This is a genomic window from Peribacillus sp. SRI_006 (genome assembly GCF_057586375.1).
The window spans coordinates 249,672-260,768 of the sequence record NZ_JBYCZT010000009.1; the positions used below are offsets into that span (position 1 = coordinate 249,672).

The following is an 11,097-nucleotide window of genomic DNA, read 5'->3' on the forward strand; positions in this document are numbered from 1 at the left end:
ATAGGGGGTTTTCCAATCACTCAAAAAGCTTTTTATATTCCCCGTATCCCTCTTTTTCAAGATCTTGGAGCGGGATGAACCTTAAAGATGCAGAATTGATGCAATAGCGTAATCCTGACGGTCCCGGCCCGTCATTGAAAACATGTCCCAGATGAGAATCGGCAGTTTTTGAGCGGACCTCGATCCTTCTCATACCATAACTCGTATCTAGGTTTTCCACAACTTCCTCTTCTTTAAGCGGTTTAGTGAAGCTTGGCCAACCGCAGCCTGAATCGAACTTTTCCTTTGAAGTGAAAAGAGGATTACCTGAAACGATATCCACATATAATCCTTCCTCCTTCAAATTCCAATATTCATTGTTAAAGGCTGGTTCCGTTCCATTATTTTGCGTGACTTCATATTGAATCGGAGTGAGCTTCTTTTTTAATTCCTCATTACTTTTCATTTTTTTCCCCCCAGTGATGTTGTATAAATGCTTTACGTCCTGAGCCAGTCGAATATCTTTCATAATGTTCAGGTTGCTTTTTATAGTAATGCTGGTGGTATGTCTCGGCTGGATAAAACGTTTTGGCCGGTATAATCGGGGTTACGATCGGTCCGGAAAACTTCCCGCTCGCCTGCAGCTTAGCTTTGGATGCTTCTGCAATTTCACGTTGGTTTTCGTCATGATAAAAAATGGCCGTTTGATAAGAACTTCCCCGGTCATAAAATTGCCCGCCAGGATCTGTCGGATCAATTTGCTGCCAAAATAACTCAATTATCTTCTCATATGGATATACGTTTGGATCAAAGGTGATCTGAACAGCTTCATAATGTCCCGTGGTTTCAGAACAAACCTCTTTGTACGTGGGATTTTCCGTAGTCCCGCCTGTATAGCCCGAGATAACGGATTCGATGCCGGGCTGTTCATCGAACGGTTTCACCATGCACCAGAAACATCCACCTGCGAATGTTGCTTTCTCTAATTGCTTTGTCAATGAAAATCCTCCTTTTTTACAAACCATCCATTGAATGCATTTTAACGTTTTTATATACCCCTGTAAAATAATATGCCGAGAGCCTTTTCACGAAAATGTTACCTTTCTTTTTAAAAAAGAGACACACGCCCAAGCATGATTACATATGTTAACAACATGATGGAAAAATGAGAGGTGTTGGAAATGAGCGATAAACAATCATATCCACAAAAGTCGGAAACATATGATTTACTATCGTCTTATAAAAACAGCGATCCGCAATTGCATGATTATTATTACCATAAACATTTGAAAAGTCTCGAAAATTCAACATACAGAAATGAACAAATAACTGTCCTACTGCCTGCACAAGTCCGCTTCTTACATGCTGCCCCAACAGCTCACCCATTTGATGTTCATGTAAATGAAATGCGTATCCTCAAAAATTTCTCGTATAAAGATTGCAATGGTTATTCACCACTGCCCCCTGGCAAGTACCAATTGGATATATACCGCAGTGGGCAAAACACCTCACCTCTATTAAGCTGTAAAGTGGCTCTCGAAATCGGAGCTTCCTATACCATTGCTCTAGCACCTACCGTGGCTGACGAATCGTTGAAAATTTTACCTTTCGAGGATAACCCATCTGTTCCTCCAAATGAAGCAAAGGTCCGATTCATCCAGCTTTCACATGAATTACCCTCGGTGGACATTGCGGTCAAAGGCGGAGATGTCGTCTTTGATCAACTCCATTTCAGGAAAGCAAGCGAATATCTCACTATTCATCCCATGATAGTTGACTTCGAAGTGAGGAAAGCTGGAACAAAAGAAATCGCACTCCCTTTGCCAAACAAAGCATTTCAAGAAAATACTTCCTCTACCATTTATATAATCGGATCGAATCGGGAATCATCCTCACTAGAAACCCTAACGCTCTCCCCATAAATGAATAAAAAACCAGGATGCATCGATCCTGGTTTTTTATCCATTTATTCATGATCACTGTAATGATGATGGGATGGTCAATAAAAATGAAATATCATCATTTTTCAGATCGAATTCTTTCGCCTTCACCCTTATATCGCTTTTCAGTTCCATATCCTGTAATGACACATAAATACTTTTATCATTGGGGCTTATGCTAACCCATTCAGGCATATTATATCGCTCATTAATCAAATTCATTACATATGAAACAGGAAGGTTCATTTTACCGACTGCAATTGATTTTTGCTTAAGAATCAAATCCCCATTCTTTTGGGCAATTGGTTCAAAAGTCAATTTCATTTCCACTTCACGGTTGAAAAATGGCATTGTTCCGTATAGCTCCACCTCATCTGTTAAATACACTTCATAGTGAATGGATCCCGTTAACCCCTCTTTATCCAGATACTGGTTGATTAACCTTGTCAAATCTTCCCGATTCGTGTGAATTTGAAATTGGATATCTTCTTCGCGGCTTACTTTGGGTATCAGCTCTTTATCTTTAGTCGGCAGATTAACTAAAATCGTTACAAACAGGATGACCAGGATGTTTAAGGCTAATAGGGAAATAAACAAAGTCTTCCATTTGACATTTGTCATTCTTGGTCATCATCTCCTTTGGCACTCGCTTCCAATGTATCCTTTCCGATAGTGGTAATATCCATATCATTATAGATTCTTGTCGCGATTAATTCATATCCGCGGTCATTTGGGTGAAAATAATCCTCGGCATAAAGCAAATCTTCTTTGGGATTCTCGAAAATGTCTGCTATTTCAATAAAATATGCTGAATCATATTCTTCAATGATCTCTTTTCCACTTTCATTCCAATCATTCATGATCATATCAAGTTCATAAAAATCTCCGAACCATTTGGAAAATGGATTGTAGACGCCTACAAGGTATATTTGCGCAGAATCATTTTCGGAGCGAACCTTATCAAGTATCTGCCTTAATCTTTTTTCATACCCTATTTTTGCCGAATCAAACTGATTCAGTTCCAGATTGGAGAAATTCTGTTTAAAGACCTTCATGATATCATTTCCACCGATTGTGACGACAATCGAGTCAGCTTGCTTTATGTCCTCTTTAATCCTAGTCTTATCCAGTCTTTTCAATAGTTGGTCGGTCCTATTTCCACGTATGCCATGATTAATCATCTCAACGGAAGTAATCGATGGTTCTTTTTCCAGCTTATTTTGTAAATAAGGCAGATACCCGCCATTATCTTTACTATCACCGACACCTTGAGTCAAGGAGTCGCCAATTGACACGATTTTCACAGGGTCCGGAAAAAAGCTGGCAGGAATAGTTTCCTTTTTACTCAGCTCAACTATGCTTTTCTGCTGAACAGATGGCTGATTTGAGGCTGTTTCATTTTGACTGCAGCCTGAAATCCAAACTAGGCATATGAAAAGACAGGTGATTTTGTACCTCATGACCCTCACCTTCCTACCCATATATTATATCATGCAGAAAACGAAAAATTGCAAACAATATACCTTCATTGTACTTCCAAAATTGAGCATTCCTTACTATACAATATGAAAAACGCTGTGAATTAAAGCTAGTCCTATAAAAATTAGCATGTTACTTAGCATGTAAAATCATTCTTCACTACCGCCTGTTTCTTCAAAAACTTATTGCTCATTTTCACCATCGATAAAGCCCGGTAATTAAGATGGATGAAAACAGAAAGAACAGGTCATTTAACCTGTTCAATAATTCTGTAAAATTTTAATATGCTTAATGATTTCATCAAACGGAATATCCTGCAGACCTGTATAATCCATGATGATCTTTCCTTCTTGATCCATCAGAAAAAAACTGGTCCCATGAATCACCTGATCTTCCGCTTCTGGTTTTTTGACGATCGCTTTAAAGTTATCCAATGCAAACTGCTCGATTTCTTCCTGTCCATAACCGGTCAGAAAGTGCCAGTTGCCGTAATCCACATTAAATTGGTCACCAAATTTTTTTAAAACATCAGGTTTATCAATTTCCGGATCCACGGAAAATGAAACGAACTCTACATCCTTAATCCCTTCATCCTTCAATTGCTGCTGCAGCTTCGTCATATTCGAAGTCATGGGGAGACAGACCGTCTCACAGCTCGTGAATATAAAATCCGCTACCCAAACCTTTCCTTTAAGATCGCTTTTTGAGAAAGGCTTCCCCTCCTGATCGATATAACTGAAGTCTTCAAGGTCCCAATTTTTGGCATCGGGTACACCATTGGAACCGCATGCTGTCAACAGCAATAAAATTGACGCTCCCATAGCTGCCATAAGCAATTGCAGCTTTCTCATCCCTACCCCGTCCTTTATGTATAAAATATTCTGTTACTTCATTTATTCTAACAGACCATCCGGAATGAGGACAGCAACTATTTCTACGAATTAAAGACAATTGAAACCGCCGCCAAACGCAGTTTCATATGGTATATCCTTATCAGTCCCAATAATACATGATCGCCATGGCGCCTTCACCTGTATGGGTACTGACAACGGCAGTCGTTGCTTCTATCTTTATGTCTTGATATCCTGTTAAGTCTGCAATGGCCTGGCGGACCTTATCCGCTATTTCAAGGCCATTTGCATGTACAAAACCGATGCCTCTAATCTTTTTGCCTTGAGTCTCTTCTTTGAATTTCTTTATGATGAACTTGACGACCTGTGACTGGCTCCTGGCTTTGGATACAGGGTTCAGTACACCATCATCAAGAAGTGCAATCGGCTTTATGTGCAGCAATGAACCGATAAAAGCAGAAACTTTGCCAATCCTTCCACCCTTAACGAGGTTATCAAGTGTTTCTATGACAATGATTAAACTTGACTGCTTTTTAATATGTTCCAATCGTTCAATTATCTCGGCTACGGATTTCCCTTCCTTCGCCATCTTCGCTGCCTCGATCACCTGAAATGACATCGCTTTTGAAATGAATTTCGAGTCAAGAACGGTAACCTTCGTTTCAGACATGCTAGCTGCGCTTTCCGCTGAACGAACAGTACCGCTCATGCCACCTGTCATATGTATGGAAATAATCTCGCTGCCGTCTTTTCCGAGTTCATCATATACCTCCACAAAGGTACCTACGGCCGGTTGTGAGCTTTTTGGCAGTTCTTTTGACTGGTTCATCCTTTTCAGGAATTCTTCTTGTTCGATTTCGACCTTATCCAAAAAAGTCTCCCCATCTATAAAGATCGATAAAGGGACCATTGTAATATCATAAAATTCCAGTTCCTCTGGTGTCATATCTACTGTCGAGTCTGTTACTATCTTTACTTTATTCATCATTACACATCCCTAAATTAACATATCTATTGTATTATACCTATTCAAGGTAAGCATTCAAACCAAAGGTTTCATTTTTCGGCTGAAGTGATAATTATCTTTTGAAATGATTACACAAAAAAAGACCGTTCCATGAGCTAACCTGAACACATGCCGATACATTCGATATTGCATGGCATTCGTGTCATCTCTTTTAACGGAGATGTTAGCTATGGAACAATCCGCATTAAGCATTATTGAGTAAACTTCCAAAAAAAAGCTTGTTGTAAACGGGCCATTTGAGTACGGATGCTAAATAATGCTTAAATGAGTAATTTTCTTTATGATCTTTATTGGCAAAAACCTTCTTAACAAATACTTCCAAACGCACGGTCAACATAAAAAAATTCGGATCACTAGGCAGTAAGACAGGTATTTCTGAAATGGTGACCTTATGTCCAAAACAATCTTTGAATTCCAAGCATTTGAACATCAAAATATCAATCCTCATTTTTAACCGATTGCTTACATTATACACAATAAATCCAAAAGTATAAATATTCAAATGTGTAAAAAAACAGAGAAATCAGATGGATAATCATAAAAAAAAGACCCATAAGGGCAAAATGCCATTATGGGCTTCTTCTTATAAACCTTCCTCGTAGGTGTCTTCCCGCAAGCTTTCACGTCTCACCCTTCGTTTATAGACGACTTTAGATAATGAAATACTGATTTCGTATAATAACAGCAATGGAACCATCACCATAAAGTCTGACATAAAGTCAGGCGGCGTAATCGATATCGCTATGACAACCAGTACAAAGTATGCATACTTCCTTAATTTTTGAAGCACATAAGGATTTATTATGCCAAGGGAGGTCAAAAACATGGTAACGACAGGAAGCTCGAATAAAACAGCAAAAGGTATCGTCATATTAAATACGAATGAAAAGTACTTATCAGCTGTAAAACTGGTTATGAACATCCCATCACCCAATTCAATCAAAAATTGAAGAATGGTCGGGAAGATGACAAAATAACCGAAAGCAAGCCCTCCGATAAAAAGCAGGAAAAGTGCTGGAATATAGGCAAGGGTCGCCCTCACTTCATTTGGCATCAAAGCGGGTTTAACGAATAACCAGATTTGCAGGGCAATTACCGGTATCGTTGCCGCAATGGCTACGACACCTGCAAGCATGAAGTAAATCCAGATAATATCACTCGGTCCCAATACCATCAGGTCAAAATCGAGATCTTTCACGAACCAATTATAAATCTCCTCAACATAAATAAAGCTGGCGATAAAAAAGATGACAAAAGCAACAGCTGTAATGATGAGCCGTTTTCTCAATTCATCGAGATGATCGATGATATTTAATTCCTTATCTTCCAAAGTTGATCACGCCTTCATCTGAAAATCCGTATCTTTGTTACAGCGTAAAGGCGCAAGACGATTCCATCTTACGCCCAGCATTCAATCATTCATGATTTTTTTGTTGTAGCTTCTTATCTTCTTCATAATCACCTTTTGTTAAATCACTTGTGGATTTTTTAAACTCACGAAGCGTTTGTCCAAAAGCACGGCCAATTTCTGGAAGTTTCTTCGGACCAAAGATAATTAATGCCAAAATTAAGATTAGAATTAGACCAGGTACTCCAATGTTCGACATGGATACATCCCCTTTGGTGTTGTAATTAGACCTACTCCGATTATAATACCATTTCCAACCAATTGAAAGGGAACTGGCAATTCGTCATAGAATGGTAACAATTATCGACAGTATGCCCATATACGACTGGGCCGGCAGATAAAATGTAAAAACATAGGTATTATTCTATCCTAATTTAACATTTTATCCATGTTTAAATCAACAAGTGAAATAAATTACTGTCTTTATTGACCTCTACGAAAGAGAATCCTTTCTTGTTCATCCTTTGGATGAGCCCTTCATAATCATTTTTATCTTTTAGCTCTATACCAACCAGGGCCGGTCCGCTTTCTTTATTATTTTTCTTCGTATATTCAAAACGGCTTATATCATCATTCGGTCCTAACACTTCATCAAGGAATTCCCTTAAAGCGCCAGCACGTTGTGGAAAATTCACGATAAAATAATAAAGCAGCCCTTCATATAATAAGGATTTCTCTTTAATTTCCTGCATGCGCCCAATGTCGTTATTCCCTCCGCTGACCATGCAAACAACCGTTTTTCCTTTGATTTGTTCTTTATATGAATCCAACGCGGCTACAGATATAGCACCTGCCGGTTCAGCGACAATCGCATGCTGATTATACAAATCGAGAATCGTCGTACAGATTTGGCCTGAAGGTACGACAACGATATCTTCCAAGTTTTCCTTACAAAGCTGATATGTTAACTGTCCCACACACTTGACAGCTGCTCCATCAACGAATGTATCTATTTTTTCGAGTTCAGATACTTTTCCTTCCTTGAAGGAGTATTCCATCGAAGCAGCACCTTGCGGCTCAACTCCAATGCATTTCGTATTTGGGGAAACCGATTTGAAATAACTCGATACTCCGGCCATTAACCCGCCGCCGCCCATAGCGGCAAATACATAGTCGATTCCATCTTCACAATCGTTCAGGATTTCTACAGCCGTTGTACCTTGCCCGGCGATTACCTTTTCATCGTCAAATGGATGGATAAAGGAACGCTCTTCTTTTTCACAGCATTCCATCGCCATGGCAAATGCATCATCGAATGTATCCCCTATTAGGATGATCTCCACATTATCCCTGCCGAATAGCTGAACTTGATCGACTTTTTGCCTTGGAGTTGTAGCAGGCATATAAATTTTCCCGTGAATGCCCAATTGGCTGCAGGAAAAAGCAACACCCTGTGCATGGTTTCCTGCACTGGCACAAACGACTCCGTTCTTCGTCTCTTCCTCGGTCAGGCTTTTCATTTTATAGTAAGCCCCTCTTAATTTAAAGGAACGTACGTGTTGTAAGTCCTCGCGTTTTAAATAAACATTACAATCATATTTTTCAGAGAGCCTCTGATTTTTTTGTAAAGGTGTATGTAAAACGATTTCTTTCAGTTCTCTATAGGCAATTAGAATGTCTTCCAATTGAATCCCCCTATTCTTAGATGCAGTCTGATTCATAACAATCCCTCATTTCCTTTCTGATGAATTCAATCATTATAGCACTTTACTGTTATTAATGTAATTGATTTTTCTAAAAATTCTTTCTTTTGGTTGTCCCATACCAAAAAAATCCGATTATGGTCATTTCCCCATAATCGGATTAGCACTTTATTTTTTTTGTAGAATAATAAAATCATGTGCAAATCGATTTTTTTCATCGATGTTGCCTGGGTTTGAGGAAATTTCATCCCATTCATTTTCATCAATCTCGGGAAAGAAAGTATCCCCTTCGAAAGTTTCATGAATATCCGTAATATACAGGCGGTCGGTAAAAGGAAGGATTTCCTTGAAGATTTCGGCTCCGCCAATTACGAAGACTTCCTCTTCATGGTTATCTGCGAACATTTTGATTTGTGCAATATCATGTAATACTACGCAGCCTTCCGCTTTAAATTCCTGATTGCGGGTGACGATGACATTTTCGCGGCCAGGCAGGACCCTGCCGATCGATTCAAATGTCTTTCGCCCCATGACGATTGGATGGCCCATCGTCACTTTTTTAAAATACTGCAGATCTGCTGGTAAATGCCATGGCAGTTTATTGTTTTTACCTATCACACGATTTTGATCCATAGCCACTATCAACGATATCATATGCTAACCTCACCTTTTATATGGGGATGGGCTTCGTAATTTTCCAAAACGAAGTCCTCGAAGCTAAAATCAAAGATATTTTTCACATCTGGATTGATTTTCATGATTGGCAATGGTTTCGGGTCACGAGTCAACTGCAGTTCCACTTGTTCAAGGTGGTTAGAGTAGATGTGGACATCCCCGAAAGTATGTACAAATTCGCCAACTTCCAAATCACACACCTGGGCGATCATCATCGTTAAAAGCGCATACGAAGCTATATTAAAAGGAACACCTAAGAAGACGTCCGCTGAACGTTGGTATAGCTGACATGAAAGCTTGCCATCAGCAACATAGAATTGAAAGAAAGCATGGCAAGGCGGCAAGGCCATTTCATCCAGTTCCCCAACATTCCAAGCACTGACTATCAATCTTCTTGAATTTGGATTCGTCTTGATTTGTTCGATCAATTCACTGATTTGGTCGATTTGCCTTCCATCGGCCGTTCCCCAGGAACGCCATTGATGACCATAAATCGGACCTAATTCCCCCTTTTCATCCGCCCATTCATTCCAGATGCGCACACTGTTTTCCTGAAGGTACCCAACGTTTGTATCACCCTTCAAAAACCATAATAGTTCATGGATAATCGCTTTTAAACTAACCTTTTTCGTTGTAAGTACAGGGAATCCATCTTTTAAATTGAATCTCATTTGATATCCAAAGGTACTGATCGTTCCTGTCCCCGTACGATCACCTTTTTGCGTTCCATTTTCGAGTACATGCTTACATAAATCTAAATATTGCTTCATGATAAACCACCTTTTCTACTTTCATTCTCCTTATTTTAACGTATTATTGCCCAATGTTTAATCTAATTGTTTAATAAAATTATAAGTCTCGGGTGCTTTTTGTCTAAGCAATTGATTTTGTTCATGGTTCACATAAAACATGGCGAACGTTTCTGCAAAATATTCCTCAGGGTAGTTGGAAAAATACGTAATCCCTGGAAACAGCCCATCCACTTCCTTACCCCAAATCTTCAAATAATCCATGTCATCACGGATTCCATCAAACACTATATTATCAATGGAGTGCCCCAGCTCATGCAGTTCCAAATTAACCGAGCCATGCCCGTTGCCCTTGTCACTCGCCCCGATTTTAACCAATACCGTATGTGATCCGCCCATACCAGGCACATCATCCCAAGTTGTTTCTTTATTCAAATAACCACGCGGAGTTATCCCCTTTAATTTGGCCGCGGATTGATTTTCCGTTATATCGCCATCGAATAGTTTGATCCTCACACCACTTTCCGCTGTTTTCACCAAAAGTGAATGAGGCAATTTATTAATGGTTCCAGCAATTTTCAGTGCTTCCCCTTGATCGTACTCCTCTTCTGGAAATAAAAATATTCTTTGCAATTCTTTATTTCCCTTAAAAAGTTCAGCTTGTCTTAAAAGATTATCTTTGGGTAAATTCCGCCATTTTACCCCATCATCTTTCGCTAATGAATAGGAGAGCATTGAGAGTAAAAAGACAAACAATGCAAGTATGGATAACCACCATTTCTTCCTTTTCATACTCTTCTCCCCTTTCTTCATTCTTCATGTATCGTTAAGAAAATATATGTTATTTAAAATCTCTAAATCTTACACACTATTATATTAGTATAACATATTGCCTAAATGTAAAAGTTCTATGTTTTTTTGGTAATTTTGGTTGCACATTCATCCTGAGAAGAACCATTGATCCGCGGTTTTCATATATCAAATATATATAATCGTAAAAGGTTTAAGGTGATCGCATGGAAACCAACAATAAAAAAGCCATCTTGAATGAGCAACATGAACTTGCTGAAGAAGTCCTTGATATTTACAGTTTAAAAGTGTTTATCATTCTCGACCTTTTTCTGTTCTCCATTTTCTTTGGCATACTGCTGCATCCGCTACTATCTTCTCTATGGCTTAACTTTTTATTGCCTTTGCTTTTTTTCACTATATTTACCGCTCTTCTTCAAATACTTGATATTTTCCATAAAAAAAGCTGACATCATTTTTGATGTCAGCTTTAAACTGTAGGTGATTTCGAAGAAAAAGCATTTCACCTCCAAATTTTACTTTGTATTAACATTTCA

15 protein-coding genes are annotated in these 11,097 nt (G+C 38.9%); 2 read left to right on the top strand and 13 right to left on the bottom strand.

Annotated features, from left to right (window positions below):
* Positions 1–16: 16 nt before the first annotated feature.
* Both msrB and msrA read right to left on the bottom strand, forming a co-directional pair.
* Positions 17–445: a peptide-methionine (R)-S-oxide reductase MsrB gene (gene msrB / locus AC2YHV_RS15245; RefSeq protein WP_187049640.1), complete on the bottom strand. Its 429-nt coding sequence runs from the start codon at positions 443–445 to the stop codon at positions 17–19.
* Positions 435–926 (bottom strand): peptide-methionine (S)-S-oxide reductase MsrA, encoded by a 492-nt coding sequence (gene msrA, locus AC2YHV_RS15250; RefSeq protein WP_371748535.1) that lies wholly within the window; start codon positions 924–926, stop codon positions 435–437. Before msrA ends, msrB begins: the two co-directional genes overlap by 11 nt.
* Positions 927–1,160: 234 nt before the next feature.
* Here msrA and AC2YHV_RS15255 point away from each other — a divergent pair, with 234 nt between their 5' ends.
* A complete protein-coding gene (locus AC2YHV_RS15255; protein WP_487373539.1) occupies positions 1,161–1,901 on the top strand; it encodes a DUF4397 domain-containing protein in 741 nt (246 codons plus the stop codon).
* Between the two features lie 54 nt (positions 1,902–1,955).
* Here the strand turns inward: AC2YHV_RS15255 and AC2YHV_RS15260 are convergent, their stop codons facing one another.
* The 11 genes from AC2YHV_RS15260 to AC2YHV_RS15310 all read right to left on the bottom strand — a co-directional run bounded on the left by AC2YHV_RS15260 (position 1,956) and on the right by AC2YHV_RS15310 (position 10,543).
* Positions 1,956–2,540, bottom strand: coding sequence for a YpmS family protein (locus AC2YHV_RS15260; protein WP_057277322.1), 585 nt, complete (start codon positions 2,538–2,540; stop codon positions 1,956–1,958).
* Positions 2,537–3,379: an SGNH/GDSL hydrolase family protein gene (locus AC2YHV_RS15265; RefSeq protein WP_098185824.1), complete on the bottom strand. Its 843-nt coding sequence runs from the start codon at positions 3,377–3,379 to the stop codon at positions 2,537–2,539. The genes AC2YHV_RS15260 and AC2YHV_RS15265 overlap by 4 nt, the downstream gene beginning before the upstream one ends.
* 279 nt (positions 3,380–3,658) lie before the next feature.
* On the bottom strand, positions 3,659–4,249 hold the full coding sequence (locus tag AC2YHV_RS15270) for an SCO family protein (protein ID WP_487373540.1): 591 nt from the start codon (positions 4,247–4,249) through the stop codon (positions 3,659–3,661).
* 142 nt (positions 4,250–4,391) lie between these two features.
* Complete coding sequence (locus AC2YHV_RS15275; protein ID WP_057277320.1) at positions 4,392–5,234, bottom strand: DegV family protein; 843 nt, start codon at positions 5,232–5,234, stop codon at positions 4,392–4,394.
* 226 nt (positions 5,235–5,460) lie between these two features.
* Positions 5,461–5,724 carry a DUF2535 family protein gene (locus AC2YHV_RS15280; protein ID WP_306804680.1) on the bottom strand — a complete coding sequence of 88 codons (264 nt, stop codon included), beginning with the start codon at positions 5,722–5,724 and terminating at the stop codon, positions 5,461–5,463.
* A 135-nt stretch (positions 5,725–5,859) separates the two neighbouring features.
* On the bottom strand, positions 5,860–6,606 hold the full coding sequence (gene tatC / locus AC2YHV_RS15285; RefSeq protein ID WP_034307555.1) for a twin-arginine translocase subunit TatC: 747 nt from the start codon (positions 6,604–6,606) through the stop codon (positions 5,860–5,862).
* A gap of 85 nt (positions 6,607–6,691) precedes the next feature.
* Entirely contained in the window at positions 6,692–6,883 is a 192-nt protein-coding gene (tatA, locus tag AC2YHV_RS15290) for a twin-arginine translocase TatA/TatE family subunit (RefSeq protein ID WP_034307557.1), read from the bottom strand.
* A gap of 193 nt (positions 6,884–7,076) precedes the next feature.
* On the bottom strand, positions 7,077–8,345 hold the full coding sequence (ilvA, locus tag AC2YHV_RS15295; protein WP_034307560.1) for a threonine ammonia-lyase IlvA: 1,269 nt from the start codon (positions 8,343–8,345) through the stop codon (positions 7,077–7,079).
* 150 nt (positions 8,346–8,495) lie between these two features.
* Positions 8,496–8,981: a dihydrofolate reductase gene (locus tag AC2YHV_RS15300; RefSeq protein ID WP_487373541.1), complete on the bottom strand. Its 486-nt coding sequence runs from the start codon at positions 8,979–8,981 to the stop codon at positions 8,496–8,498.
* Entirely contained in the window at positions 8,978–9,772 is a 795-nt protein-coding gene (locus tag AC2YHV_RS15305; RefSeq protein ID WP_048686772.1) for a thymidylate synthase, read from the bottom strand. The genes AC2YHV_RS15300 and AC2YHV_RS15305 overlap by 4 nt, the downstream gene beginning before the upstream one ends.
* A gap of 57 nt (positions 9,773–9,829) precedes the next feature.
* On the bottom strand, positions 9,830–10,543 hold the full coding sequence (locus AC2YHV_RS15310; protein WP_057277317.1) for an anthrax toxin lethal factor-related metalloendopeptidase: 714 nt from the start codon (positions 10,541–10,543) through the stop codon (positions 9,830–9,832).
* 224 nt (positions 10,544–10,767) lie between these two features.
* On the opposite strand from AC2YHV_RS15310, the gene AC2YHV_RS15315 reads away from it, so the two are divergent.
* Positions 10,768–11,010, top strand: a complete 243-nt coding sequence (locus tag AC2YHV_RS15315) for a hypothetical protein (protein WP_487373542.1) — start codon at positions 10,768–10,770, stop codon at positions 11,008–11,010.
* Positions 11,011–11,097: the final 87 nt, after the last annotated feature.